Raw genomic sequence first — 26,472 nt, forward strand, 5'->3', positions numbered from 1 at the left:
TCGTCTGCCATAACGCGTTCGACCACATCCGGATCGCATTGTTCATCGACGAGAAACTGGCGGATTCCACCATCCCATGTCCGTATGTCGGCGAGGAGATTTTGGAGTTCGTCCACGCCGTTCTCGGTCAGGCCCTTTGTGCCGAATTCGCTGCCGTCGCGGACATAAAGCAATTCGCCTTCGCTGATATTATCCGAGTTGGCGGTCACCTCTTCGATCAACTCGAGGTTCTCGCCGATCATCTCAGCGACCTCTTTGAGGGTATAGATGATCCTTGAGCGTGCCATCACGCAGCCTCGTACCGGTCTTTTGCCGGAGTCCACTGCCACGGGAGCAGTTCCTCAAGTCGATCCTTCGGATGGCTCTGGATCCTGGTCAGGACGTCTGTCAGATAGGTCTCTGGATTGTGGCCATGGAGTTTAGCTGTCTCGATGATGGTCAGGATAGTGGCGATGCGCTCGCCGCCCTTGTCTGATCCAGCAAAGAGCCAATTTTTTCTTCCAATTCCGAGTGGCCTCATAGCGCGCTCAGCTATGTTGTTATCGATTTCGACACGGCCATCGTCAATGTAGACGCTCAATGCTGCCCATCGCGAGAGAGCGTATCGCATCGCTTCGGCAAGCTTCTGTTTCTGCGGCAGCGTCGAAAGCGCCGTTTCAATCCAGGCCTTGAGGTCCGCCAGAATGGTCTGGCGTGTTGCTGGCGCAGTGTTCGCCTCTCGTCAGCCGACATGCCGCGGATACGATCCTCGATATCGTAGAGGGCACCGATGCGCGACAGAGCCTCGTCGGCGATCGAAGATGGCTTGAGCTTGATCACATCATGGAACTTGCGGCGCACATGCGCCATGCAGGCAGCTTCGATGATCTGGTTGCCGTAAAGCTTGCTATAGCCAGCATACCCGTCCGCATGCATTACGCCGTTGAAGTGAGCGAGGTGTTCAGCCGGATGCACGCCCTTTCGGTCGGGGCTATAGTAATAGGCGATCGCTCCGGGCGTGGGATCCTGGCAGCCGCTGCCATCGAAGACATAGACCCAGACCCTGCCGGTCTTCGTCTTTCCTCGTCCTGGGTCGAGAACATCGACCGGCGTGTCGTCCGTGTGTATTCGATCGATGGCCGCGAGATGGGCTCTGATCAGCGAGATGAGGGGCGAGAGCAGAACGGACACACGGCCAACCCAGTCCGCCATGACAGACCGGGAGATGTCTATCCCCAGCCGGTCGTACATCTCGGACAAATGGTAGAGCGGGATATGATCGTCAAATTTGGCGACCATGATGTGTGCGAGCAGTCCTGGTCCAGGTTTGCCTCGCTCGATCGGCAAGCTCGGCATCTCACCCGATACCATTGTATCGCAGTCCCTACAGACCATGCGCTTCTCGATATGCCGGACGATCTTCACAGAAGCCGGCACATGCTCCATCACCTGGACCACCTTGTCGGCCGCCTTCAGGAAGGACATGCCACCACAAGTCGGGCAACTGCAGGGCGCTGCATACACCCGCTCTTCAGTTGGAAGGCCATCCGGCAGAGGTCTGCGTTTCGGCTTGTCGGGGGCATCGTCCAGATCTGGCAACAGGCCTTTTCCGGAACGAGCATCAGCCTCGGCGCGAGAGGCTTCGATCTCCTCCAGCATCAGTTCGAATTGCTCAATCTTCCGATCGATCTTTTCCGAAGAAGCGCCATGCTGCCGATGGCGGAGCAGTTCCAGCTGCGCACGCAGAAGCCCGATAATGGAGTCTCGTTTGCTGACTTCGGCTACTTGGCTCTCAAGCTTCGCCGCCTGTTCAGCGACGAGCGCGCGCAATGCCAATAGCTCGTCCTGACTGTCCAGCGGCGGTGCTTTCATGCCCAAAAACATAGCCGATTTGCAGCGAAAGCACTAGCGTTTTGCCCCGGATGTCCCTGTAAAATATAGCTTTTAACCCGTGCGGCCAGGGGCGGAAGTCCACGCTGGTCGGCGCCAGTCAATCCCTTCAACAAGCATCGACAACTGCGCCTGCGTCAGATGCGCAACGCCATCTTTCGCCGTCGGCCAAGGAAAGTATCCGCGCTCGAGAATCTTGTAGAATAGGCAGAACCCCTCGCCATCCCACCATAGAAGCTTGATCCGGTCGGCGCGCTTTCCACGGAAGCCGAAGATCGCTCCGGAACCCGGCGCTTCCTTGATCACCGCCTCGACCATAGCGGACAGACCATCGATACCGCGCCGCATATCGGTCACCCCGCAAGCCAAGTAGACCCGCACATTTCCTGTCGGCCCGATCATGCAGCCTCAACACACGCGATCAACGATGACAGCGTCTTGCGTTCGATGTCCGCCGGAACTTTCAAACTGCGACCGTTTCGCAGCTCAATCTTGATAAGCGCGGGCGCGCCGCCGGCCGCCGGCATCTGCCCGAGGCTTACGTCGTCGACCAGGTGGACCGGAAGGAACGTTGCGGACACATCGAAATGACTAAGCGTTTTCCGCCATAAACGGATCTGTGCAGGATAAATGTCATGGCGACGAGCGACATCACCAATGCGAATGCCCGGTTGATCGGCTTCAGCCAATATCGCCAGCTTCGCTTCCTTCGACCACCGCCGCCTGCGCTCAACGCCGGAAATGATCTCCATGCGAGCCATGCCAACCTCTCAGATCTGATATTAGTGTCAGCACTAATGCTGGTTCTAATGCCAGAACATCGCCCAAGTGGCTCGTTCAGCAAAATCCGCTCACCGGACGCTCACCTTGCATTGATCCCCTGGGCCGCGAACAGGCGAAACGCCCAGCCGGTCCGAATTCCGTTGATCGCTTGCTTGCGGCGTCGATTCCTGCCCCCGACCCGGCCGCCATCATCGCATCCAGATGGAAGCTGTGCTGCTTGGCGGCTTGGATAAGGATTTTCTTTGCGTCTTCCGGCGATATCATCTTGTGTCTCAGGCTGGGCAGGAGACGATGGCTGGCAAGCGTCACCTCCTGGGCGACGGCCCGCGCCCGTTCCAGTTCCTTGGTGTGCAGGCTGATTTCGAGCCTCACCCAAGCATGAACACCTGTTCCAAGTGGTAAACGCCGCCGCCACCAGTAGACGGAACCGCGCTTGTAGACGTGTTGAATCGTTGCCATGCTAAACCCTTTCCTAAGAGGGTGAGCAGGACTTGGGTACCCTTCGTGTAAGACAGCTGTGTACGACAGTCGTGTACGACAGTCGTGTAAGACAATCCTGTACGACAGTGCCCCGAATTCGATTCCCAGCTAGCTCGGAAGTGCTGGAAAACCGCGATTCTGGCTTGAAAAGGGAAACTTGGCTGGGGCGCCAGGAGTCTCGGTTGGCTTGGTGAAACACCTCGTAGGCAATAAAAGCGTCCGTTTCTCACTGGACCCGAACGTTGTGTCCGTCGAAGAAGTGCAGTCTCTCGGCCTTGGCGGCAATCCGCACCGGGGCGTCAATGGCGATTCTTGATCGGCCCGCAACACGAAAGACGACATTGTCGCCGGTCGGCAGCGTTGCGTGAACGTAGCTTTCAGCGCCGATCAGTTCGACAGCGGCGACGCGCGCCTCGGTGGTTAGGGCTGCGGGTTCTGCGCCTTCCGCCAGATAGAAATCCTCTGGGCGGATGCCGATGGTGGCGGTCTCGGCTGGAAGAAGGTCCGGGTTGCTCAATGTCAGGCTCGGATTGTCGGTCGAAAACAGGTTCATCGCCGGCGAGCCGATGAATGTCGCGACGAAGGTTGTTGCGGGTTTCTCATAGAGCTCGATCGGTGTGCCGACCTGCTCGATCAGGCCGCCGTTCAGGACGACCAACCGGTCGGCGAGCGTCATCGCCTCCATCTGGTCATGGGTGACGTAAACGCTGGTGGTTGCAAGTGACCGCTGAAGGCGCTTGATCTCGACCCGCATCTGTACGCGCAGCTTGGCGTCGAGGTTGGAGAGCGGCTCGTCGAAGAGAAAGGCGGCGGGCTCGCGCACGATCGCCCTGCCCATCGCCACACGCTGGCGCTGGCCACCCGAAAGCTGGCGCGGCTTGCGCTCAAGGTAGGGCTCGATCTCGAGCGAAGCCGCCGCCTTGGCAATGCGCCTGTCGATCTCGTCCTTGGGCGTGTTGCGGTTCTTCAAGCCATAGGCGAGGTTCTGGCGCACGGTCATATGCGGATAGAGCGCATAATTCTGGAAGACCATGGCGATGTCCCGCTCGGAGGGCTCCAGCTCGTTGACCCTTCGCCCGCCGATCCCGATCTCGCCGGCAGTGATACCTTCCAGCCCGGCGATCATACGCAGCAGCGTGGACTTGCCGCAGCCCGAGGGGCCGACGAGGACGAGGAGCTCGCCGTCGGCGATGTCGAGCGACACGCCCTTGATCACGTCGATGCCGCCGCCATAGGACTTGCGGACGTCGTTAAGCTTGATTTCGGCCATTATTTCTCCGTTTCCACCAGACCTTTGACAAACCAGCGCTGCATGAGCACGACAACGAGGACTGGCGGGATGATTGCCAGGATCGCCGTCACCATCACGAAGTTCCACGGGGTCGCCGCATCAGCAAAATCCACCATCTTGCGCAAGCCGATGATGATCGTCGTCATGCGCGCGTCGTTGGTCACGAGCAGCGGCCAAAGATATTGCGTCCAGCCGTAGATGAAGAGGATGACGAAAAGCGCGGCGATATTGGTGCGCGATAGCGGCAGCAGGATATCGCGCATGAAGCGGAAGGGACCGGCGCTATCGATACGTGCCGCCTCGACCAGCTCGCCCGGGATCGTCAGGAAGAACTGCCGGAACAGGAAAGTCGCCGTCGCTGACGCCATCAGCGGCAGCGTCAGACCGGCGTAGGTGTCGATCATGCCGAGATCGACGATCACCTTGTAGGTCGGCAGGATACGGACTTCGACCGGCAGCATCAGCGTGATGAAGATCATCCAGAAGAAACCCATGCGGAAGGGAAAACGGAAGAAGACGATCGCGAAAGCCGACAGGAAGGAAATCGCGATCTTGCCGACCGCGATGACGAAGGAAACGACGAAGGTGTTCCAGAGCATCCGCTCGAGACTGACACCGACGGTGCGCTCGACACCACCGAAGAGCGCTTCGCCGTAATTTCCGGAGAAGTGCGCACCCGGCAGCAGCGAGATCGGCGGTCGCAGGATCTCCGCCGAGCTCATCGTCGAGGCGACGAAGGTGTAGTAGATCGGAAAGGCGACGATGACGATGCCGAGGATCAGCATCAGGTGGCCGAGAAGCGTGGCCAGGGGACGTTTTTCGATCATCAGCCTGCCTCACCCATAATGTACGCGGCGTTCCACGAAGCGGAACTGGAAGGCGGTCAATGCAATCACGATTGCCATCAGGATGACCGATTGCGCCGCCGAGGAGCCGAGGTTGAGATTGACGAAGCCATCGTTGAAGACCTTGTAGACCAGCGTTTCGGTCGCCCGTGCCGGACCACCTCCGGTAACCGCGTGGATGATGCCGAACGTGTCGAAGAAGGCGTAAACGGTATTGACCACAAGCAGGAAGAAGGTGGTCGGCGCCAGGAGCGGGAAGACGATCGTCCAGAAGCGCCGGCTGCCGCGGGCACCGTCGATCGCAGCCGCCTCGATCAGCGATTTCGGGATCGCCTGCAGCCCGGCCACGAAGAAGAGGAAATTATAGCTGATCTGCTTCCAGGCGGCTGCAACAATCACCAGCAGCATGGCCTGGTTGCCGTTCAAGAGTGGATCCCAGCCGAAGCCGTTTCGGCGCAGCAGATAGGCAAAGGTGCCCATGGCGGGATTGAACATGAAGAGCCAGAGCATGCCGGCAACGGCGGGCGCGACGGCATAGGGCCAAATCAGCAGCGTCCGATACAAGCCCTGCCCGCGCACCACCTTGTCGGCGGCGGTCGCAAGCGCGAGCGCCAGGACCATGGACAGCAACGCCGTCGAGATGCTGAAGACAACAGTTACCTGCAGCGAGTTCAGATAATTTTCGTCGGAAAGAACCGCCCGGAAATTGGCGAGGCCGACAAAACCGCTCTTGAGTCCGAAGGGATCCTCGCGCTGCGTCGACTGGTAGAGCGCCTGGCTTGCCGGCCAGAAGAAGAAGACCACGGTAAGCACGATCTGAGGCGCGACCAGGAGATAGGGAAGGATCTTGTTGGGAAAAACAACACGCTGCAAATGAGGCTCCTGACAAACGGTAGTAACCGCCCGCGGCTTGGACCACGGGCGGCAGGTGACGTCCGTTAGTTGCCCAGGGCTTGCTGGATCGCCGCATTGCCTCGCTCGACCGCCTTGTCGAGGGCTGCTTTGGCGTCCTGCTTGCCGGCGAGCATGGCCTCGAATTCCTCGTTCATGATGTCGCGGACCTGAGGCAGGTTGACGAGACGAACGCCCTTGGAATTTTCGGTGGGTGCCTTGCCCATCATCTGCAGGATCGGCGTCTCGCGCGCGGGGTTCTTGTCATAGAAGCCGGACTTCTTCGTGTCCTCGTAGGCCGCCATCGTGACCGGCATGTAGCCCGAAACCTGGTGCAGTCGCGCCTGGATCTTGGTCTGGGAGAGGAAATGGAAGAACTCGGCGATGCCCTTGTATTCTGCATCCGACTTGCCGGCGAAGACCCAGAGGCTCGCGCCGCCGGGGATCGTATTCTGCGGCCGCCCCTCGCCATCATAATAGGGCAGTTGACCGATGCCGTAGTTCATCCCCGACTTGACGATGTCGCCGAGGCCACCCGAGGATTCCGTCATGATGGCGCATTCGCCGGAGGTGAAGAGTTGCTTTGCCTCCGAGGTCCTGCCGCCGTATCGGAAGGTGCCGTCCTTGGCGAGATCGGCGATCGCCTGGAAATGCTGGACGAAGAGTGGCGAGTTGAATTCGAGCTTCACATCCGTGCCGCCAAGCCCGTTCTCGTTGGTGCCGTAGGCGACGTTGTTCCAGGCGGCAAGGTTTTCCGTCTGGATCCAGGTCAGCCATGTTGAGGTTAGGCCGCAAGGGGCTGCGCCGCTCGCCTTGATCTTCTTGGCTGCCTCGAAGACATCGGGCCAGGTTTTCGGGGGCGTCTCCGGATCGAGGCCGGCCTTCTTGAAGACATCCTTGTTGTAGTAAAGGATCGGCGAAGAGGAGTTGTAGGGGAAGGACAGCATCGTGCCGTCCGGCTTCGAATAATAGGCGACGATGCCGGGCAGGTATTCAGACTTGTCGAACTTGTAACCGCCCTTCTCCAGGACCTGGGCAGCCGGCATGACGGCGCCCTCTGCCCCCATCATGACGCCGCTGCCGGCGTCAAAGACCTGCAGGATTGCCGGTGCCTGCTTGGCGCGGAAGGCGGCGATGCCGGCGTTCAGGGCTTCCGGATAGGTGCCCTTGAACACCGGGACGATCTTGTACTCGCTCTGGCTCTCGTTGAACTCCTTGGACAGCTTTTCGACGACCTCGTTATTGGCGCCTGCCATGGCATGCCACCATTGCAGTTCGGTCACCGCAAAGGCGTGCTGGGCACCGGCCGAAAGGGCCGCGGCTGCGACGGAAACGAAAAGTAGACGTTTGGACATAATTCCTCCCTGTGGTTTTGGCGATCGTCTGCGACCTTTTCCGGACGATCCTCCTCGATCGTTCCGGAAATCCTCTTCTGTCTTTTCCCGAAAGCGGCGAACTCCCGATGCAAAGCTGTGCAATCGAAGAGAACTAGGACGCTTTCGCAATCTGTCGAGCACCGGAGCGAAGATCGCCTCAAAGGCCGGCGATACTCCTCAAATCCTCGATCGCGCCTGGCGCGGCGGCAAGCACCGGCGCGCCTTTCGTGAGCGTCTCGCCCTGCGTCGGGAAGGGGTGGTACCAGCCGCCCGCTTCTTTCACCAGGCAATAGCCGGCCATGCAGTCCCAGGCATGCATGTAAGGCTCGTAATAGCCAACCAGCCGGCCCGCCGCGACATAGGCGAGCATCAGCGCGCCGGAGCCGTTGCGGACGAAATTGCCGCCGGCGTCCAGCAGGCTTTCGACCATCTTCCCGACGAAGGCCGGCGTGACGTAGTTGTTGGCACCGATTCCCGTCACCGCGTTGCGAATGTTGCGCGAGAGGTCGAGCGTCAGCGTCTTGCCATTAAGCGTCGCACCCATGCCGAGTGCCGCGGCATAGAGTTCGCCGTGGCAGGGCGCGGAAATGACGCCAAGCACGGGAACGCCGTCGTGCAGAAGGCCGATCGAAACACACCAGTTCGGCATGCCGTTGACGAATGGGCTCGTGCCGTCAATCGGATCGACAACCCAGGTGAAGCCCGAGGAGCCATGTTCGAGCCCATACTCCTCGCCGAGGACACCGTCGCCCGGATAGGCTTGATGAAAGCGGGCGCGGATCAGGTTCTCGACGTCGCGATCGGCGATCGAAACGACGTCCTGGGGGTCGCGCTTGGTCTCGATGACGAGGGTTTCGCGCTTCCTGAAATAATCGAGCGCCACTTCGCCTGCCTCACGGGCAACCGCCTCAGCAAGCGCGAGACGGGCTTCGAGACCGGAGATGACATGCGACGTCATGAACTAATATCCTTCTTGTCAAAACGGGATTGGGGTCAACCGATAATGGCGATGCCACGGTTCTTGAAGCCGATCGTCACTTCCGTTCGCGGCGCGAGCGCCTGTTCGACAGCCGGGTCGACGACGAACAGCGTACCGTTGCTCGTCTTGACCTCGTATTCGACACGGTCGCCAAGATAGGCGGCATGGGTGATCTCGCCATTGAACGATCCATTGGAGGTACGCGGCGCAAGGGTGATGGCGTTCGGACGAATGGCGAGCTGCGCCGGTCCGGTGCGGATGTTGCGGCCAGCAACCCGATGCTGCAGCCCCTCGACGCTGATCGTCGCGCTGTCGCCCTCGACGCCGACGATGTCGCAGGGCAGCACGTTGGCCTCTCCCATGAAGTCGGCGATGAAGGCGGAGGCCGGCGCGTCGTAGAGGTCGCGCGGTGCACCTGCCTGTGCGATCTGGCCATCCTTCATGACAATGATGCGGTCGGAAACGGCAAGGGCTTCGTCCTGGTCATGCGTGACATAGACCGCGGTGAAGCCGAGACGCTGCTGAAGATCCCGGATCTCGGTGCGCACCCGCCGGCGAAGGCGGGCGTCGAGATTGGAAAGCGGCTCGTCGAGCAGCAGGACCTGCGGCTCCAGCACCAGGGCGCGGGCGACGGCGACGCGCTGTTGCTGGCCACCGGAAAGCTCGGCCGGCAGGCGCTGGCCCATGCCGGCGAGACCGACCAGCTTCAGCCCCTCCTCCGCCCGCTCGCGGGCCTCCTTGCGGCGAATGCGGGAGGATTCGAGGCCATAGGCGACATTATCGAGCGCCGTCATGTGCGGAAACAGCGCGTAGGACTGGAACACCATCGAGACGTCGCGCTCGTTAGCCGGAAGGGCCGTGACATCCTTGCCGCCGATCAGGATCCGGCCGGCCGAGGGATGTTCCAGTCCGGCCAGCATGCGCAGCGTCGTCGTCTTGCCGCAGCCCGATGGACCGAGCAGCGTGACGAGCGTACCCGGCTCGATGGTCAGCGACAGATCAGGGATCGCTGTGAAGGCACCGAAGGTCTTGCGGACATTTTCGAAGACGACGGACCCGGCGGCGGTGTTGTTCATGCGGTTTTCTCCTGACCGAGAGGCGCGGAAGCGGCTTTGCCGGCAAGCGCGACGCGGTTTTCGCGCCGCAGCCGGCGCTCGCCGACGAGAAGCTGGAAGCCGGCGATGATGACGATCATCACCAGGATAAGCGCCGAGGAATAGGCGATCGCGACGCCGTATTCGCCGTTTTCGACAAGGCCGACAATATAGGCGGTGGACATGTTGTACTTCGCGCTGACGAGAAAGATGACCGCGCTGATCGAGGTGATGGCGCGGACGAAGGAATAGACGAGTGCTGCGGTGATTGCTGGTCGAAGCAGCGGCAGGATAACCCTGCGGATGGTGCGGAAGCTGTCGGCGCGCAGTGTCAGCGACGCCTCGTCGAGGCTCTTGTCGAGCTGGCTCATGGCCGCCACGCCGCCACGCACGCCGACCGGCATGTTGCGGAAGACGAAGCAGGCGACGAGGATCAGCGCCGTGCCGGTCATTTCGAGCGGCGGCAAGTTGAAGGCCATGATGTAGCTGATGCCGATAACGGTGCCGGGAATGGCAAAGCTCATCATCAGCGCAAATTCGAAGAGGTTGCGGCCGACGAACCGCTGGCGAACGATCAGATAGGCCGTCAAGAGGCCGACGGCTGCTGTCAGCGGCGCGGAGATCAGGGCGATCTCCATGGTCGTCCAGAAGGAGTTCCAGGCGACGCCCGTCCAGGCGATGCCGCCATCGTCGCGCCAGCCGATCGAGAAGGCCTTCACGTAGTGCTCGACGGTAAGCGTGTTGTCGAGGCCCCAGGTGCGGACAAAGCCGCCGAAGAGGATCATCGCGTAGACGACGATGGTGAAGATCATCCAGGGAATGACGATCGCATGCACGCCGATCGAAAGTCCACGCGGCAGGGCGATATGAGCGCCCGAATCCCCCTTGCCCGTCACGGTCGCGAAACTCTTGCCCGCGAGCCAGAAGCGCTGCGCGATGAAGGCCGACATGGAAGAGAAGCAGGATCATCGCAAGGACGGCGGCCCGTGACGGATCGTTCTGCGAGCCGACGACGGCGAAGAAGATCTCCGTCGACAGCACGCCATGGCTGCCACCAAGCACCATCGGATTGCCGAAATCCGCCATGCTCTCGATGAAGGCGATCAGAAACGCGTTGGCGAGACCAGGCTTCATCAGCGGCAGCGACACCCGCCAGAAGGTGCGCCAGCGGTCGGCACGCAAGGTTTGAGACGCCTCCTCCATCGAGGGGCTGACGCCTTCCACCACGCCGATGAGCACAAGGAAAGAGATCGGCGTGAAGGAAAGAACCTGGGCGATCCAGATGCCCGTCAACCCATAGAGCCAGCGGCCCGGTTCCGCGCCAAGAAGAGTTGCCACCGTTTGGGTGACGACGCCGGCACGCCCGAAGAGCAGCGTCAGCGCCAGACCGACGACGAAGGGCGGCGTGATGATCGGCAAGATCGTCAGCAGCCTTAACCCCTTCTTGAAGGGAAATCGCGTGCGCGTCGCAACCAGCGCAAAGCAGAGGCCGAGAAGCGTCGCGCCGCTGGCCGTCAGGATCGCGAGCCAGAGCGTGCGCCAGGCGACGCCGCAGCGGTCGCCACCAACCAGGCAGTCGAGACTCCAGACAGACGGGTCCTGAATATTGGTCACGAACCCGCTCGGATCAAAGGACCCGTCGAAGGCCTGAAAGGCGCCGACGAACATGCTGCCTACCGGGTAGAAGACAAAGATTGCGACCAGCACGATCAACATCATGATGGCGCCGACAAGAAAGGCATCGCCTTTCATGACGCCGCGTTCGGCAAGCCCGAAGGAAAAGAGAAGCACGAAAACGATGCCGGCAAGGATGGCGCCGGCACCCATCGAGGGCTGCCCATCGTTGAGCGGACCGAAAAGCATTTCGCTGATCGTCCAGCTCCAGCCGGAGAAGGTAATTGCCAATCCCTGCAGCGCCAGGAAGGCAAAGCCGAGGCCACCTGCCAAGGCGAGCAGCCGACCGCGGCGGATCGGATCGGACATCAGGCGTGCCGAGCCGCCCGCCAACAGGAACGTAAGGGCGCCCGCAAGCCACCAGCGTCCGTGCATCAATATCTGCAAAACGCCAGGCCCGGCGGCAGGGTCAGCTGGAAAGCCGGAAAGCCAGCCGAAGCCGTAAAAGCCACCTTCGATCCGATACCACGGAAAGAGAACGAAGGCAGCAAGGCCGAGAAGAAGAGCGACATCGAGCCGTCGATTGCTATGTGTCATGGTCGGGTCCGCGTCTTCATCCGGTTTCAGTTGTGCCTTCGGGCCGAACATGGTCCGGCCCGGGCACGGGCGAAGTCAGGTTCAGTTCGCCTTGGCGCCGATCTCCTTGTCCCAGCGCGCAAGAAGCGCCTTGCGAACATCGGGATCGCCGTATTTCGCGAAATCGTAATCGATGAGCTTGATGTCCTTAAACTTCGGCGCCTCCTTCGGCACCTCGGCGGATTTGTTGGACGGAAGCTGATAGGACTTCGCTTCCTTCATATGCGACTGCGCTTCGGCGGAAAGCGCCCAATCGTACCATTTCTTGGCGTTTTCCAGGTTCTTGGCGCCCTTGACGATCGACATCGAACCGATTTCGTAGCCTGTGCCTTCGCATGGCGCGACGGCCTTGACCGGGAAGCCCTCGACGGTCTGGGCGACAGCGTCGTGCATGAAGACGATACCGATGGTGGATTCACCGCGCGCGGCCGCCTTTACCGGCGCCGAACCGGACTTGGTGTATTGAGAAACATTGGCGTTCAGCTTCGAGAGATAATCGAAAGCCTTGTCCTCGCCCATGATCTGCACCAGCGTGGCAAGCGTGTTATAAGAGGTGCCGGACGAATTCGGATTGGCGATCTGGATCTCACCCTTGTAGCCCGCATCGAGCAGGTCAGCCCAGCATTTCGGCTCCTTCAGCCCCTTCTTGGCAAGGATTTCAGAGTTGTAGCCCCAGCCGAGCGCGCCGGCATAAACACCGACCGTGCGGAACTTGGCGCTCTCGGCCTGCTTCTTGGCCCAGTCCTGGAGCTGATCGAAAAGCGGCGACTTGTATTCCTGGGTCAGGCCTTCGGCGGCTGCCTGAAGATGGGGATCGCCGGTGCCGGCCCACCAGATATCCGTCTTCGGGTTGCGTGCCTCGGCACGGATCTTCGCATAGGTCTCGCCAGCCGACAGGCGAACCATGTTCACCTTTATGTCGGTCTGCTTCTCGAACAGACCCTTCATCAGGTCGCAGACCTGCGAATCCGCCGAGCAGATGACATTGAGATCGCCGGCGGCATGAGCCGAAAAGGCAACAAAGGATACACCCGCGGCAAGCAATGCCGCGGCCAACTTGACCGGTCGCATGATTTCCTCCTGGTTGTGACGGCGCCTCCACGCCGCTCGCTTTTGCAAGCGTGTGCAGAGCTTGCATACGGGCAAAATAACTGTCAACTCGTTTTTCGCAAAACTGTCACAAAAGTCTCGTGCAAGACCGCTTGCACGCACGTGCAACAAACGGCTAAGAAAAGACCGAGCGGGAGGGAAAGGTGCGGTCGAAAATTTTCGTTAGTGCACAGGAAGTCGCCGAAAGGGCCGGCGTATCGCGTTCCGCCGTCTCGCGAACCTTCACCCCGGGAGCGAGCGTTTCGGCAGAGACGCGCGAACGGGTGTTGCAGGCGGCAGAGGAGCTCGGCTACCACGTCAACCATCTTGCCCGAGGCCTGATGCGCAACGAAAGCGGCATCGTCTGCCTTATCGTTTCCGAGGTCGCGACGCCGTACCGGTCGGCGCTGCTCAGGGAGCTGACGCTGCAGCTGCAGAATGCGGGCAAGGTGGCGATGTTCATCAACACGGATCGCTCCGACGGCAGCGTCGACCGGGCGCTGCAACAGGCCATCCGTTATCGCGCCGATGCATCGGTCATTCTTTCCGGCCTTCCCGACAAGTCGATAACGCAGCTTTGTCTGCGCAATGGCCAGCGCCTGGTGCTGATCAACCGCGACGACGATCAGCCTGGCCCGCTCCGGATCAATCTCGACGACGACGAGGCCGGCGGACGCATCCTGACAGCCTTCGTGCGGGCCGGCTGCCGGCGGCTTGCCTTTGCCAATTCCGAAGCGGGGACGCCTAGTCTCATGGGGCGCGAGCGGGGATTCGTTGCCGGCGCGCGCGCGCTTGGAATGGATGTCATCGTCGAACGTCACGGCTGGACGGGCTATGAGGCCGGACGCGTTCTCGCCCATCGCCTGCTGACGGCCAAGGAGCGGCCCGACGCCGTCTTCTGCGCCACCGACCTTCTGGCCTGCGGTTTCATGGATGCTGCGCGCCACCAGTTCGGCATATCCATTCCGGACGAACTCTGCGTCGCCGGCTTCGACGATATCGAGCAGGCGTCCTGGTCATCCTACGAACTGACGACATTCGCACAGCCGGTCGCCGAAATCGCTTCAAGGGCCGTCGAGTGGTTGACCAAGTTGGAGCGGGAGGACGGCCAAGGCGACGTTCAGTCCATCAGGTTGAGGGCCGAACTGCTTTGGCGAAAGTCTATTCGCGCCAGAAAATCATAACACCGCTACCGGCACTGCGAGCATGCTACGCAGACGCGCAACGTCGCCCATACCGGCTCGGGGCTGGTGCCGCGACATGACGTCCTGACCACGATCATCCCCCACAAAATGGGCTCGGCCCTTGATGCGGCGGTCGAAACGGGGATGGCGAAGGTTGACAACGACAAGGTCAACATGGTGCCCGGCATCCCTCTCCGGCCAGGCGAGAGGCAAAGGGGTCGGCCATGCCCATGGCGGGAGAACCGTCAGCTTCGATATTCCCGCCGGCCAGCCTCGTATTCGACAGGCCGGATCGGGCTCTTCAGCTCCTCGACGACAGCCATTCGTTTCTGCCGGCGACGGTCGGGATCCGGCACCGGAACCGCGGCCATGAGTTTCTTGGTGTAGTCGTGTTGCGGGTTGCCGAAGACTGCCGCGCGCGGGCCGATTTCGACGATCTCGCCAAGATACATGACCGCCACACGAAGCAGACCAAGGGCCACGTCAACCGATAGACGGTCTATGCCTTTGCGAGTTCCCCCACCGTCGTCTCCCCAACTGAGAGCCCCGCTTGGTCTTGCACTTCCGCGGGGCTTTTTTGGCCGGAGTTCAGCCGCTTGAGACGACTATTATTGTGCCGTTGGCTACCAGAGCCGTGACGTCAAGAGTGGTTTGAAGGTCACCACAATCATCGGGTGGCGGTTCCAAGCGAAAAACCTGCGTTGGGCGGCTTTTTGTCGCCCGATGCGCTGCTTCAAAACGGAGACCGGAATAGCTGCCTTTACGCAGCGCGTGCCCCGCCACGTAGATGTCCCTTTGAAGCTCTAATGTAACGGAATCCATCCGGGAATCGTGCATGTGGCTTGGCCATCTCTATCGCTACGCTCGAACGGTACCATTGACGTAATCGGGCGGCAAACGCCGTAGTTTTGGCGCCCCACCAAGGGCGCCTGTGTTATGATCACGGCGGCCCGCACCCCGATTGCGGGCCGCTTGCATTCCTCCGAAGAGGGTTAAGTCGATGAAGAGGTACTAGGTCTCGAGTACCTCTACCTTGCGCGAAGCCTACCTCTAATGTCCATTTACGGAACTTTAATGTGAAGTACGTATTGACTAGGTGCGTATTTTACTCACATAACTAGGTGCGTATTTTACTCACATAAAAGGTCCATGCACACGGTCACAGAACTCAAGTCTTTCCGCAAGGCTGCTCTGGCAGCCGGGATGTCCGAACAGGACATAGAAGCTCTGGTCGATCATCTGTCAGAGAACCCTGATGCGGGAGACGAGATGGAAGGCACAGGTGGGTGTAGAAAGCTACGCTGGGCCATTAGAGGAAATAACAAAGGTAAGAGCGGCGGTGTTCGAACCATCACGCTGTTTTCCGGGGAGAATCTTCCTGTGTTCCTGATCACCGCCTTTGGGAAAGGTCAGAAATCCAATCTCACCAAGGGCGAGCGGAACGAACTGTAGAAAATATCTGACCGTGTGGTCCAAGAATATTCAAGACGGGTTTTACCGATCGCAGTAGGAGAATGACAATGAGCAAGAAGGTATTCGATCAAATCGCAGAGGGCTTGAATGAGGCTTTGGCCGTCGCTCGCGGCGAAGCTGAACCTTACAAGCTCCATGTGCCGGCCGAGATCGATGTCAAGGCCATACGTGTGCGCACCGGTCTGACGCAGAAAGATTTCGCGTCGACGTTCGGGTTTGGCTTAGACCAACTCAAGCAGTGGGAACAGGGCCGTTCGCGGCCTGTGCAGGCGATGAGGGCATATCTCCTTCTGATCAATTCTGAGCCGCACAAGATGGTTCAGGCTCTCAGGGAGATCAATATCGCATCGCACGACGTCCCTATGAGACGTGCTGCCTGCTGAGTAAGCTGGGCATACACTACCAATTCGGAACGAGTCATACCCCGCCTCCTGGCGGGGTATTTGTTTTAAGGCCTATAGCGACTTTTTCGCTCTTCCCGTTGGCTCGTCGATCTTGCTGGACAACACCTCTACTCGGGTAGCGATCTTCTTGATGGTGTCGAGGACCGTATCCAGCTTGTCGCCGAAGGACTCAACGACGCGATCAATCCGCTTGTTTGAGCGATGCTGGTCTTGTTCTCGCTGACCTTCTCAAGCATTTGAGATTGCTGGTACTGGAGCGGAGCAATCTGGCCAATCTGGGTATTCATCGCGTCCATGGTCACTTGGTAGATGTTCTGACGCTCCTTGCGATCGAGAGCTTCGCGGGCGAACCGGTCTGCAAGCTCGCGCTGAGTTTGCTGCAGATCGTCCACGGTGTTGTTAAGATTGGCCCATACCACGCCGATACCCGCCGCGTTCACCATGTATGCCAATGGTGAGAACAACGACAAAACCGAGGATGACAACCAAGGCCCGCCAGTCGAAGCCAGAGAAGGCAGCAAGACCGAACCCACCGCCACCGAATGCCGTGCTAGCCCAGCCGAGGATGTTGAATTTCTTCCTGACGGTCTTGTCCACCGCGACCGGTACAGTCTCCTTCTACCCGACGACAGGAGCCGCGGAGAATGCCGCCATCTTCGTCGAGACACCCGAGAGGGCCAGAAGGGCTTTATGCAGTGCCGCCGAATGCTGCCTTACCACGGGCCCTACGCCGGCCTGGGCAAGAATATCAGACCCTGGCGAACAGCTTGACTATATCCTCTTCGAACATCCGGAGGCCTCCTGAAGAGACCTCCGTTCCTGTCGTTCGAGGCTTCTTGTATGCAGATGGGAGGGCAGGCTCCTGCAGCCGAAGCCCGGGCCTGTCCCGGCATGTCCTCCCAAGGTCGCCTTTAAAACGTTCACATCGGCGGCACGATACCGTGGGTTCCGACAACGACGCGAAGGGTGGACATCGAGCCGTCGGCAGCCCGTTCTGACGGAATGAACACTGTTGCACCGCTCTTGATGTCGCTCTCGGTCGCCGGAGCAAAGGTGACGACGGGCGTGCCGTCCGGGATGGAGATTTTCTTCTCACCGCCCTTGTACTTTACCGTCAGTGTTCGGCCGTCGACCGATTTGACCGCGTCGGCCACGGTCGCGTTGGTCATCGAACTGTTCGGCTTCAGGTCCCAGGCATAACTGCCCTCGCCGGTGCCTTTCATGGCGGCAGGGAAGATCAGTACTTCGAGTGCGCCATCACCACCATCGGCGGTGGGCAGGGACGCGATGCCAACGAAATCGCCTGGCTTGATGTCGTCGATCGACGCCTTGGCGACGCTCGAAACCTTCCAGCCATCCTTGAGCATGATCTTGGCATCGGTGCCTTCGCGTGTCTTCACCGACAGCGTGCTGCCGTCGCGGCTTTCGACCGTGCCGCGAACCCGGATCGTGTCCGCAGCGTTTGCCGAAAAACCAACCGTGACGGCCATCAACGCGCTTGCAAGCAACGCAAAGCCGGTTTGGGAAATGGGGGACATCTGCTCTTCCTTCTTGAAACCCTGACATCGAAACGGCCGGCGGATGCGGGTTGAAACCGTCGGCTTTCTCGAGGCGCTGCCATCAGGCCGGCCCCGCGAACATCAAATTCCGGCGTACCATTCGTAGCCGCGGTCTTCCCAGAAACCCCCATTGCCGCCATAAAGACCAGACAGATCGGCGAGCGCCTCGATGCGCATCAGGTATTTTGCCTGCTTGTAGCCGAGTTGCCGCTCGACCCGGAGCCTGAGCGGCGCGCCATGCGGCACTTCGAGGTCCCGGCCATTCATCGCATAGGCGAGGATCGTTTGTGGATGGAAGGCATCGACGAGATCGATGCTCTCGTAATACCAGCCGCTGTTGTCGAGTGTTTTCTCGTATTCGTCGGCGCAATGGAAAACGATATAGCGCGCCTCTGGCTTCAGGCCGACCTGATGCAACAGGGCGCCGAGCGGAACGCCGGTCCACTGGCCGATGGCGCTCCAGCCCTCCACGCAGTCGTGCCGGGTGATCTGGGTTTTCGACGGCATCGCTTTCAATGCGGCGAGCGAGAAAGCCGCCGGACGTTCGACCAGCCCGCCGACTTGCAGCTGCCACGTCTGGAACTTCCGGCCAAGCAGCTCCTGATATTGCGCCCCGTCCGGCATGCTCGTGCCATTGGCTCGAAAGGTCGGCGAGATGTCCGCCATGGTGAATTCGCGCGCGAGTGTGTCATCCCCGATCAGCAGGCGTTGCGTGCGCATCGTCAGGCCCTCGGCGATCTTCAGGACCGACTGCACTTTCGGGTTTTCGACCAACGCGTCGCAGCCGCTGAGACCAAGCGCCGATGCGCTGAGCGTCGAGCCGATCAGAAATCGGCGGCGGGTTATGAGGCGGCTCATGGCTTTGGCTCCGTCTGGATGGCGTAGCGACCGGTGATCATCGAACGCATATTGTTAAAGACGCCGGATACCAGAACCATCGCAACGTGGACGACAACGAAGGCAACGAGTGAGCTGGCGGTAATGAAATGCAGCGTCCGGGCGGACTGACGACCGCCAAAAAGATCGATGAGCCATGGTGCGAATGCATCGAACCCCGGTGACATGGTGAGGCCGGTGGCAATCATCAGCGGCAGAGCCACGAAGATCACCAGCAGATAGGTCAGCTTCTGCAAGGCATTGTAGCTGCGCGCTTTTTCGCCCTTGGGGAAACGCAGTCGGGCATGGTCGACAATCTCCTGCGCCAGATGCGCGGGGGCCATTTCGTCAGTCGTCGGCAACAGGTCGCGGCGGAAATGGCGGGTAAGAAGACCGTAGCCCAGGTAGATCAGGCCGTTGACGACAAACAGCCATGCAAAGAAAAAGTGCCACCGGCGCCCGGTTGCGAGATCCTGGTAGCTCGGGAGCGTGATCCAGGCGGGGAACCCGCGCGCCGTGGGTTCGCCATCAACATTCGATACCCCGAGCGTTCCGGTCGTGTCGAAGGCCAGCCCGCCGACGCGAGTGACACCCCGGATGGCATCCCCCTGCTCCACCGCCTCCAGGGAGAGGAAGGATGGATCGCTGTCAGCACCATATTGGCCCCAGTAAAGGGCCGGATGGGCATTGAAGATCTGCAGCCCGCTGAACAGCAGGACCGTCATGCACAACACGTTAAGCCAGTGCGACAGGCGCACAGTCAGGCTGTGGCGACGGATCAGCCTTCGTCCGCTCGTCATGCCAGGATCAGCAGTTTCCATTGATCGTCCTCACAGCAGTCGTCATCTTGCTATACGGCGCCACCCCCGCCGGAGTTTCACCGGCAAAGGCGCCACCTGATCACTTCATCGCATCGCAGCTCTTCATCATTTCGGTCTTCTTCATGCTGTCCTTCTCCATGCCGGCCTTGTGCATGCAGTCAGCCTTGCTCATGCCCATCTTCATGCTGTCCGTTTTCATGGAGCCGGTCTTCATGCTGTCCATTTTCATCGTGTCGGACTTCTTCATCGTGTCCGTGCCCGTCTGTGCGCTGGTCCCGCCAGCGGCAAGGAAAACACCGAGAAAGACCGTGCCTGCAGTGACGGCGAAAGGACGAATGCTCATGCTGGTTCTCCCAGGTTGCGTGGTCGCCGCAGGATGCGACGACGGTCACATCGGCTCCTTCGGCCGCAGCGCTGACCGGTTACAGGCATCACGGTCATGTGATCGTGAAATTTCTGTCGCTTCAGTTTTCTCGCTTTTCCTTTCGCCCGCGTGTAACGGTTTTCTCATCTGGCCGTATGAGTGGTCATAGACATGAAGCAATTGACCGAGCCCGAGCTGAAAGCCCTGATGCTCTTGTCCCTCGATGGCGACGAGGCGGCATATCGCTGTCTGCTCGAGATGCTGCGGCATCTGCTTGCAAGCTACTACACGCGACGGCTCTACCGCTCAGCCTCGGCCGACGTTGAGGACCTTGTCCAGGAAACACTGCTCGCCCTGCATCAACGCAGGATCACCTATGATCGGGGCAGGCCGTTCACGGCATGGTTCTTCACCATCGCGCGCCACAAGCTGGTGGATCACCACCGCAGGACGGGTGGACGTTCCTATCTCGGTCTGGAGATGGTCGAAGACATGGTGGACGCCTATAGCGAGGATGCGATCGCCGCGGGCATGGATATCGACCGCTTACTGAAAAGCCTGCCGGCATGGCAGGGTGAGATGATCCGGGATGTCAGGCTCAAAGGCCATTCCGTCGCCGAAACTGCGGCAAGCAGCGGGCGCAGCGAAGCCATGGTCAAGATCAGTGTGTTCCGCGGCATACAGGCCATGGCGGCGAAATTGAAAGGCGAAGGTAAGTGACGACCGATGACCTCATCAACGCTCTGGCAAGAGACCTGCGGCCGGTTTCGCCGGGTGCGCTCGGGCGGCTGCTGGGGTTGGCTCTGGCGCCTGGTCTTGTGTTGTCGGCGGCCCTGATATTCTTTGCGCATGGCTTGAGGCCGGACCTGTCGACAGCGCTTCATCTGCCGGCCTTCTGGGTCAAGTCCTTCTATCCGCTGTTGATCGCGCTAACCGGCATCGGCGCACTGATGATCGTCGCTCGGCCGGGTGGCGTTCCGCGCAGCTGCGGTATTGCCGCTCTTATCATCTACATGATCCTGGTCGCACTTGGCCTGTGGCAGTTGCATGCATCTCCGGCAAGCGACTATCCAACATTGATATTCGGCATTTCCTCCTGGTTTTGCCCGCTAATCATCCTTGGTGCGGCCCTTCCGGTCTTTGCCGCCAATGTCTGGTTCCTGCGCCGCGCGGCCCCCACCCATCTTCGTCTGGCGGGATTTGTCGCCGGCATCACGGCTGGAGCTGTCGGAGCCTGGACCTATTCCTGGGGCTGCATTGAAAACGGACTGCCTTTCGTAGCGCTCTGGTACACGCTCGGCATCGTCCTGTGCGGCATCCTCGGCGCGTTGACATCGCGGTCGCTACTGCGCTGGTAAGCCAAGGCAGGCTGGAGGTTCAGGAATCGTCTAAGTGCGATGGAACCGGCGAGAAGCAATCGCGCGGGGGCGTAACAGGAATTCGAAGGCTCCAGATTGGCCCCGGGCAAGCGATGCACCGTTATTCCTGCATCTGTTGTGTGCGCCGAAGGAAAACTGCCGCAACTTAATCCCGGCCTTTGAGCGAGACATGGCCCAAAAGCAAAAAGCCTGCCGCGGGAGGAGGTGCGGCAGGCTCTTCGAAAAGAACCGAACAGCGACTGGGAGGAGGAGTGTTGCTGTTCCTTCAGACGTCCCTGGGAGGAGATTGGCCGTCTGAAACTCGAAGCTTTGCGGGAGGAGTTGCATTGCTTCGACAGCCCCAACACTACATCGTTCGGCGGCAGTTTCCATGCCTTATGTTGCACTGCAGCTATGCAAATAATTCAAGCCGGAAAGACTGGCGATGAGTACAGGGCCTGAACCGACCTCAGCTATCGAGATCGACGCAAAAACGCCCGCGTTACCAGCGGGCGTCGGGCAGTCTTGGAGACGGAAAGTGTGCGCGGTCAGCGGGCGACAGCTGCGCGGGCAACGCTGCGGATGTCGGCGCGGTCGATGCCAAGGTCCTGCAGTTCACGGCTGGACATACGGCCGAGTTCGTTAACAGTCTGACGGAACTTGCGCCAGTTGTTGAAAGAGCGTGCTACGTTCATGATAATCCCCTTTCCTGAGGGCTAATGACGTCAGCAACCTTGCTTGGCTCCGGCGTCGTTTCGATTGTTGAGATATAGGCGGTTCAATCGGTTTAAAACAGTGACAATACCTCACTTCACCTATGCGATTGGTGCATAGGATGATCCTTCGCTTTCAGAATGTGCTTGTTTTTTAACCCCGTGAGCGAGCCCGTTTCGCTGGAAGGCGCCAGGGACGAAGGGTCGCTTTTCAGGCCGCCGAGCCAGCTGGCAAGATACCTGTTTGCCTTTGAAAGCGGTTGGCGCCCTGATCGACTGTCCTCGGCTCCTCATGCCAATCTCGGTTCGCAAAATCGGTGGAAGTGATCCAATGGGAGTGCTCGAAGGCCGCTCCTGGGACCACGCGCAAGGCTTCCGCTGTCCGCCGACGAGGTCAGCGATCTCCGTAGAAATGACGCCTGGATGAATTGCCCTGGCGGTGACCGGCTACGGCGCGGTTTTCTCCTCCAGGACATACCGGAAGTCACAATGTGTCGCGCCTTGCATGATGGTCTGTGTGCGAGACATTTTGATGCGGGCATCGTAGCCTTTGCAGAAGACGGCATCCCGGTTACAGGACAGGAGATGGCCTATGTGGCCGAGCCCCATCTCGCGGTAGGTTTCGGCGTAACGACAGCGCAGGACATTGTAGTCAAATACCTTGTCATCCGCCCGCACGACCTCGATTTCAAGCGCGTCATCTTGCGTCCAAAGGCTTTGCAGGGCCTGAAACGTCAACAGACTGGTGCCTTCCTCCGTCGCGTCTGCGAATTCACGGGCGGACCGCATCGCCGCCTTGCTTACAGCCGCATCGATGATTGCCTGTGCCTCTGCTTCGCCCAGCCGCTGCCTCAACTCATCATAGATCGGCGCGATAATGGCCGCTTCGATCTTGCGCCGCTGGAGGATGCCCATTGGTTTTGGCGCTTCCACAGTCGCTAGGTCCGGGCAACCTGTCTCTTCAGTTGGCAAATCCGACATGCCGAGTTCCCTTTGCTTCGTCTGTCTAGGGCGTGGGCGCAACCTTGCAACACGCTGCCGATCACGTTCAAGGCTCGACGTGGCGGTCAGGACAGCGTTGAATATCACTCGCTTTCATCCGGTGGAAGGAAAATGCGGGCCTGTCGGTTTGCGAGATCTCCCGTTTTGGATCGTCGATCCGCGAAAAGAGCCGTTTCATGTGCTGTCGTTGACACGCGTCCCAATGCCCGGGCAGCAGCGCCTCTAAGACGCCGTACCTGCGACTGTTACAGACGGAAGAACCGGCCTAACACGGTTCAGAATGGATAGTGTTGCTTCGCATCCTCGATCGTGATCCAGCGAAGATCGGTGAATTCGGCAATCGCCGCCTTGCCGCCGAAGCGGCCAAATCCCGAGGCCTTCACACCGCCGAAGGGCATTTGCGGTTCGTCGCTCAGTGTCGGGCCGTTTATGTGGCAAATGCCCGTCTCCAATCGTTCGGCAACGCGCAACGCCCTCTGGATGTCGCGACTGAAAACGGCCGAGGATAATCCGTATTCGGTGTCGTTGGCGATCCGGAGTGCTTCTTCGTCGCCGCTGACGCGAATGACGGGTTTCACAGGTCCGAAGGTTTCCCTTTCATAGATCGCCATGCCGGGCTTTACGTGGTCGACCAGCGTCGCCTCGACGATGGAACCGGTGCGCCCACCGCCTGCAGCGACCTTGGCGCCCTTTGCGATCGCGTCGGCCACAATGCCGTCCATCCTCTCCGCGGCCCCGGGCGTGACGAGGGAGCCCAGCACGACCTGTTCTCGCGGATTGCCGGACACCAGCGAGGCGACGCGCCCCGCAAGCTTTTCAACGAATTCGTCGGCGATCTTTTCATCGACGATGATACGTTCGGTCGACATGCAGATCTGGCCCTGGTTCATGTAGGCGCCGAAGACTGCCGCATTGACCGCACCGTCGATGTCAGCGTCATCCAGTACGATGAGCGGCGCCTTGCCGCCGAGCTCGAGCAGCATAGGCTTCAGGTTCTCGCCGGCAAGGCGGCCGATGATCCGGCCGACAGCGGACGAGCCGGTGAAATTGACGTGCTTGACTTTCGGATTCGTGATCAGTGCCTCGACGATTTCGGCCGCGTTTTCCGGCGCATTGGTGATGACATTCAAGACACCGGACGGGAACCCGGCATCAGTAAAGCAGTCGCCGATCAGGCGGTGCGTTGCCGGGCACATTTCTGATGCTTTCAGGACAACCGTGTTGCCACAGGCAATCGCCATTGCAACAGCTCGGGTGCCAAGGATCACCGGTGCGTTCCACGGCGCTATGCCGAGGCAAACACCCTTCGGCTTGCGGATTCCCATTGCAAGCGTACTGGGTTTGTTGGAAGGAATCACTTCGCCGCTGACCTGTGTCGTCATGGCTGCCGCCTCCCGGATCATTCCCGCCGCCAGCATGACGTTGAATCCTGCCCAAGGCACTGTCGCGCCTGTTTCGGCAACCATGACGGCGGTAAATGCGCCGACTTTTGCCTCCATCACGTCCGCCGCTTTCGTCAGCAGCTTCCTCCGTTCGCCGGGGCCGGTCTTCGACCAGGTATCGAAGGCCGCCGCGGCCGCATTGACCGCACTGACTGTGTCATCCACGGACGCGGCAGCGGCACGGCTCGCTACATCACCCGTGACGGGGTCGATGCGATCGAATGTCTTGCCGTTTGTAGCGCCTTTGGCTTCGCCATTGATGAGCAAATTGACAGTCATGCTTGTTTCCTCCCAGGATCGATCGTGGCCGGATTTTCCGGCGCATTCGCGTGCGGTCTGGCGCTATCGCCGGGTTCGGTCCGACCGCAGTCACGATGTCTCATTTCAGTTCAGCCGTGATTTTCTTGAGCAGCCGCAAGAATTCCGCCTTCCGCTCCAATCCTACCAGTTCATCAAGTTTTCGGTCGTGTTCACGTGCATGCGCCAGGAGCGATTGGAGCGCCTTTTCCCCGGATTCAGTAAGCCAGAGCGTGACGCTGCGCCGGTCCTCCGGCGAGGGACGCCGCTCGACAAGGCCGTCCTGTTCCATCGCCTTGACCAAGGGCGTGACTGAGGACTTGTCCCGGGCAATCGCTTGCCCGAGGTCCCTTTGAGTCAGTCCGGGATTCCGGTGAATAACCATGAGGCTGGCGAAGCGCCCTGGCCGCAAATGAGGTTCCCCGGTATGCTGTGCGAAGACCTGGAATGACGCGTCTTGGGCGAGACGCAGGTTGAAGCCGACGAAATCTTCCAATGGGCCGAGATCGATGCTGCTGTTCAGCTCGGGCGGTGCGGAAATCCGCTTGCGCTTCGTCTCGCTCATGTGCTCATTCCTCCATCGACCGCAAGCATCGACCCGGTGGTGAAGCTGCTCTGGTCGGAAGCGAGAAAAAGAACGGAACGTGCCGCTTCGTCCACCCTTCCATGGCGCCCCAGCGGAATCATTTCATTAAAAAACTCGGCCCCATCGCGACCAATGGCGGCACCGAGGCCATCTTCGACCCGGTGCTGGAACTCGTTGTCGAGTGGGCCGGGATGGATGGAATTGACGCGGATCCGGCGAGGCGCCAATTCTTTCGCCAAGCAGCGCATCAGGCCGACCTGGGCGTGCTTGGCGGTGATATAGGCGTAGACACCGGGATCTCCCCGGGTGGCGGCGACCGAAGATGTCAGAACGATGCTTCCGCCGTCGCGCATGCGCGGCACTGCGTATTTGGCGGCCAGAAACGCGCCACGAACGTGAACGGCGAAAACCGCGTCGAACACCTCCTCGGGGTACTTGTCGATAGGGGCGACGGTACCGAAGTTGCCGGCATTGCTGAAGAGCACATCGATTGGCCCGAAACGCTCCACGGTCGCGTCCACATAAGCCGCCGAATCGCGTGCCTTGCTGACATCGGCTTGAAATATGGCCACCCTGTCGCTCGCCAAGGCGTTGGCGGCGCCGGCAAGTGCCTCTGCGTGAAGGTCGACCAGCATGACCGAGGCGCCCTCGTCGAGGAAGAGACGCGCGGTCGCCTGGCCCAGGCTTCCAGCGCCGCCTGTGATGATGCAAGTCTTATTTTCCAGCAGTCGCATCGGCATTCAAAGCCCCGGTGTTGATGATGAACCTACCAAAACGGAATAGGCCGGTCAGCGAATGAGATCGTCGATCAGCTTGGCGCCGAGGCCGACGCTGTCGTAGTGGCGCTTGCACATGTCGATGTAGTCGAACACATCGAAATGACCGCTAGGCTTGCCGTCATCGTCCAGCCAGATCAAGGGCCCGGTGACGATGAAGAAGGCACGCATGGGCTCCTCGTGGTCATAGGCGACCAGCGTATGGCCTTCTCCCGGCGACTCATAGACGAAGTCTCCGGCGGTCGCGATCCAGTCGTGCTCCAGATAGCCCCATTTTCCGGAGATCGTGTAGGCGAAAACCTCGTGCGGATGATAGTGCCGGTTCACCAGTCCGGCGCTCTTGGCAAACAGGATGTCCGCCCATTTGTTCTGACCAGGCTGGATCCAGAGCGGACGGGAAAAGACCGTATCGCTGAAGGGCACATAGTAGCGTTCATCGCTGGTCGGCGCGTCGTGAATGTATGCTTCCGGCTTTGCGCCTTCGCGAAACACGGTCTGGATCGGCTGCAGATTCCGCCAGAATTCGCCTCCCTGAAATTTCGGCATGCTTGGTCCTCCCGCCTGTCTTCCAACAAACTACCGCAAGCGAAACCGGTTTGGCAATTAGTTTGCCTTCAAACTGTTTTCGATCTATGGTTTGTCTATGGAGGCCGCTTGCGCCGGCGGAAAA

Annotated in this window: 29 protein-coding genes and 3 pseudogenes; 6 read left to right on the plus strand and 26 right to left on the minus strand. The window is 60.0% G+C overall.

Features of this window, described 5'->3' with window-relative positions; all coding sequences use genetic code 11:
* The 14 genes and pseudogenes from AS026_RS43165 to AS026_RS08590 form a co-directional block, all read right to left on the minus strand.
* A partial coding sequence (locus AS026_RS43165; protein ID WP_062369360.1) for a hypothetical protein occupies positions 1–287 on the minus strand: 287 nt, incomplete at its 3' end.
* Positions 287–520, minus strand: coding sequence for a transposase domain-containing protein (locus AS026_RS44445; RefSeq protein ID WP_425349772.1), 234 nt, complete (start codon positions 518–520; stop codon positions 287–289). The genes AS026_RS44445 and AS026_RS43165, both read right to left, overlap by 1 nt.
* A pseudogene (gene tnpC, locus AS026_RS08535) lies at positions 518–1,863 on the minus strand (IS66 family transposase); the annotation flags it as partial. The pseudogene tnpC and the gene AS026_RS44445, both read right to left, overlap by 3 nt.
* 60 nt (positions 1,864–1,923) lie before the next feature.
* Positions 1,924–2,271: an IS66 family insertion sequence element accessory protein TnpB gene (tnpB, locus tag AS026_RS08540; protein WP_062369358.1), complete on the minus strand. Its 348-nt coding sequence runs from the start codon at positions 2,269–2,271 to the stop codon at positions 1,924–1,926.
* Positions 2,268–2,621 (minus strand): IS66-like element accessory protein TnpA, encoded by a 354-nt coding sequence (gene tnpA, locus AS026_RS08545; protein WP_160330096.1) that lies wholly within the window; start codon positions 2,619–2,621, stop codon positions 2,268–2,270. Before tnpA ends, tnpB begins: the two co-directional genes overlap by 4 nt.
* Before the next feature lie 85 nt (positions 2,622–2,706).
* A complete protein-coding gene (locus AS026_RS08550) occupies positions 2,707–3,111 on the minus strand; it encodes a DUF6538 domain-containing protein (protein ID WP_062369362.1) in 405 nt (134 codons plus the stop codon).
* A 247-nt stretch (positions 3,112–3,358) separates the two neighbouring features.
* Positions 3,359–4,402 (minus strand): sn-glycerol-3-phosphate import ATP-binding protein UgpC, encoded by a 1,044-nt coding sequence (locus tag AS026_RS08555; RefSeq protein WP_062369363.1) that lies wholly within the window; start codon positions 4,400–4,402, stop codon positions 3,359–3,361.
* Positions 4,402–5,250, minus strand: coding sequence for a sn-glycerol-3-phosphate ABC transporter permease UgpE (gene ugpE, locus AS026_RS08560; RefSeq protein WP_025658489.1), 849 nt, complete (start codon positions 5,248–5,250; stop codon positions 4,402–4,404). Before ugpE ends, AS026_RS08555 begins: the two co-directional genes overlap by 1 nt.
* 9 nt (positions 5,251–5,259) lie before the next feature.
* Positions 5,260–6,141: a sn-glycerol-3-phosphate ABC transporter permease UgpA gene (gene ugpA / locus AS026_RS08565; RefSeq protein WP_062369364.1), complete on the minus strand. Its 882-nt coding sequence runs from the start codon at positions 6,139–6,141 to the stop codon at positions 5,260–5,262.
* 65 nt (positions 6,142–6,206) lie between these two features.
* Positions 6,207–7,514, minus strand: a complete 1,308-nt coding sequence (ugpB, locus tag AS026_RS08570) for a sn-glycerol-3-phosphate ABC transporter substrate-binding protein UgpB (protein ID WP_062369365.1) — start codon at positions 7,512–7,514, stop codon at positions 6,207–6,209.
* 178 nt (positions 7,515–7,692) lie between these two features.
* Complete coding sequence (locus AS026_RS08575) at positions 7,693–8,493, minus strand: inositol monophosphatase family protein (RefSeq protein WP_062369366.1); 801 nt, start codon at positions 8,491–8,493, stop codon at positions 7,693–7,695.
* Positions 8,494–8,528: 35 nt separating this feature from the next.
* The gene (locus AS026_RS08580) at positions 8,529–9,590 is read right to left on the minus strand and encodes an ABC transporter ATP-binding protein (protein WP_062369367.1); all 1,062 of its coding nucleotides are present in this window, start codon (positions 9,588–9,590) and stop codon (positions 8,529–8,531) included.
* A pseudogene (locus AS026_RS08585) lies at positions 9,587–11,819 on the minus strand (ABC transporter permease). Before AS026_RS08585 ends, AS026_RS08580 begins: the two are co-directional and overlap by 4 nt.
* Before the next feature lie 81 nt (positions 11,820–11,900).
* Complete coding sequence (locus tag AS026_RS08590) at positions 11,901–12,929, minus strand: ABC transporter substrate-binding protein (protein ID WP_062369368.1); 1,029 nt, start codon at positions 12,927–12,929, stop codon at positions 11,901–11,903.
* A 182-nt stretch (positions 12,930–13,111) separates the two neighbouring features.
* Here AS026_RS08590 and AS026_RS08595 point away from each other — a divergent pair, with 182 nt between their 5' ends.
* The gene (locus tag AS026_RS08595; RefSeq protein ID WP_062369369.1) at positions 13,112–14,131 is read left to right on the plus strand and encodes a LacI family DNA-binding transcriptional regulator; all 1,020 of its coding nucleotides are present in this window, start codon (positions 13,112–13,114) and stop codon (positions 14,129–14,131) included.
* 245 nt (positions 14,132–14,376) lie between these two features.
* Here AS026_RS08595 and AS026_RS08600 read toward each other — a convergent pair.
* A pseudogene (locus AS026_RS08600) lies at positions 14,377–14,595 on the minus strand (ABC transporter ATP-binding protein); the annotation flags it as partial.
* Between the two features lie 685 nt (positions 14,596–15,280).
* Here AS026_RS08600 and AS026_RS08605 point away from each other — a divergent pair.
* Entirely contained in the window at positions 15,281–15,583 is a 303-nt protein-coding gene (locus tag AS026_RS08605; RefSeq protein ID WP_062369371.1) for a type II toxin-antitoxin system RelE/ParE family toxin, read from the plus strand.
* 68 nt (positions 15,584–15,651) lie between these two features.
* Positions 15,652–15,987, plus strand: coding sequence for a helix-turn-helix domain-containing protein (locus AS026_RS08610; RefSeq protein ID WP_062369372.1), 336 nt, complete (start codon positions 15,652–15,654; stop codon positions 15,985–15,987).
* A gap of 128 nt (positions 15,988–16,115) precedes the next feature.
* Here the strand turns inward: AS026_RS08610 and AS026_RS08615 are convergent, their stop codons facing one another.
* Complete coding sequence (locus tag AS026_RS08615; RefSeq protein ID WP_131815290.1) at positions 16,116–16,472, minus strand: hypothetical protein; 357 nt, start codon at positions 16,470–16,472, stop codon at positions 16,116–16,118.
* 14 nt (positions 16,473–16,486) lie between these two features.
* Here AS026_RS08615 and AS026_RS08620 point away from each other — a divergent pair, with 14 nt between their 5' ends.
* The gene (locus AS026_RS08620; protein ID WP_062369374.1) at positions 16,487–16,813 is read left to right on the plus strand and encodes a hypothetical protein; all 327 of its coding nucleotides are present in this window, start codon (positions 16,487–16,489) and stop codon (positions 16,811–16,813) included.
* Positions 16,814–16,928: 115 nt separating this feature from the next.
* Here AS026_RS08620 and AS026_RS08625 read toward each other — a convergent pair whose 3' ends face one another.
* The 4 genes from AS026_RS08625 to AS026_RS08640 all read right to left on the minus strand — a co-directional run bounded on the left by AS026_RS08625 (position 16,929) and on the right by AS026_RS08640 (position 19,607).
* Positions 16,929–17,546 (minus strand): hypothetical protein, encoded by a 618-nt coding sequence (locus tag AS026_RS08625; RefSeq protein ID WP_062369375.1) that lies wholly within the window; start codon positions 17,544–17,546, stop codon positions 16,929–16,931.
* A 102-nt stretch (positions 17,547–17,648) separates the two neighbouring features.
* Complete coding sequence (locus AS026_RS08630) at positions 17,649–18,425, minus strand: molybdopterin-binding protein (RefSeq protein ID WP_062369376.1); 777 nt, start codon at positions 18,423–18,425, stop codon at positions 17,649–17,651.
* On the minus strand, positions 18,422–19,264 hold the full coding sequence (locus AS026_RS08635) for a cytochrome b/b6 domain-containing protein (protein WP_062369377.1): 843 nt from the start codon (positions 19,262–19,264) through the stop codon (positions 18,422–18,424). The genes AS026_RS08630 and AS026_RS08635 overlap by 4 nt, the downstream gene beginning before the upstream one ends.
* 79 nt (positions 19,265–19,343) lie before the next feature.
* On the minus strand, positions 19,344–19,607 hold the full coding sequence (locus tag AS026_RS08640; RefSeq protein WP_062369378.1) for a hypothetical protein: 264 nt from the start codon (positions 19,605–19,607) through the stop codon (positions 19,344–19,346).
* 192 nt (positions 19,608–19,799) lie between these two features.
* Between AS026_RS08640 and AS026_RS08645 the strand changes: the two genes are divergently transcribed.
* Together AS026_RS08645 and AS026_RS08650 are read left to right on the plus strand one after the other, a co-directional pair.
* Positions 19,800–20,348 (plus strand): sigma-70 family RNA polymerase sigma factor, encoded by a 549-nt coding sequence (locus tag AS026_RS08645; protein WP_018855574.1) that lies wholly within the window; start codon positions 19,800–19,802, stop codon positions 20,346–20,348.
* Entirely contained in the window at positions 20,345–20,986 is a 642-nt protein-coding gene (locus AS026_RS08650) for a DUF1109 domain-containing protein (protein ID WP_062369379.1), read from the plus strand. Before AS026_RS08645 ends, AS026_RS08650 begins: the two co-directional genes overlap by 4 nt.
* A gap of 548 nt (positions 20,987–21,534) precedes the next feature.
* Here the strand turns inward: AS026_RS08650 and AS026_RS39530 are convergent.
* The 6 genes from AS026_RS39530 to AS026_RS08675 all read right to left on the minus strand — a co-directional run bounded on the left by AS026_RS39530 (position 21,535) and on the right by AS026_RS08675 (position 26,348).
* A complete protein-coding gene (locus tag AS026_RS39530; RefSeq protein WP_018855572.1) occupies positions 21,535–21,681 on the minus strand; it encodes a DUF1127 domain-containing protein in 147 nt (48 codons plus the stop codon).
* A gap of 465 nt (positions 21,682–22,146) precedes the next feature.
* Entirely contained in the window at positions 22,147–22,614 is a 468-nt protein-coding gene (locus AS026_RS08655) for an L-2-amino-thiazoline-4-carboxylic acid hydrolase (RefSeq protein WP_062369380.1), read from the minus strand.
* Positions 22,615–22,976: 362 nt separating this feature from the next.
* A complete protein-coding gene (locus AS026_RS08660; RefSeq protein WP_062369381.1) occupies positions 22,977–24,422 on the minus strand; it encodes an aldehyde dehydrogenase in 1,446 nt (481 codons plus the stop codon).
* 100 nt (positions 24,423–24,522) lie between these two features.
* Positions 24,523–25,005 (minus strand): MarR family winged helix-turn-helix transcriptional regulator, encoded by a 483-nt coding sequence (locus AS026_RS08665; protein WP_063805915.1) that lies wholly within the window; start codon positions 25,003–25,005, stop codon positions 24,523–24,525.
* Positions 25,002–25,766: an SDR family NAD(P)-dependent oxidoreductase gene (locus tag AS026_RS08670; protein WP_245307397.1), complete on the minus strand. Its 765-nt coding sequence runs from the start codon at positions 25,764–25,766 to the stop codon at positions 25,002–25,004. Before AS026_RS08670 ends, AS026_RS08665 begins: the two co-directional genes overlap by 4 nt.
* 48 nt (positions 25,767–25,814) lie before the next feature.
* Complete coding sequence (locus tag AS026_RS08675) at positions 25,815–26,348, minus strand: 2,4'-dihydroxyacetophenone dioxygenase family protein (protein ID WP_062369383.1); 534 nt, start codon at positions 26,346–26,348, stop codon at positions 25,815–25,817.
* Positions 26,349–26,472 lie beyond the last annotated feature (124 nt).

This window comes from Rhizobium altiplani (assembly GCF_001542405.1).
GTDB classification, from domain to species: Bacteria; Pseudomonadota; Alphaproteobacteria; order Rhizobiales; family Rhizobiaceae; genus Rhizobium; species Rhizobium altiplani.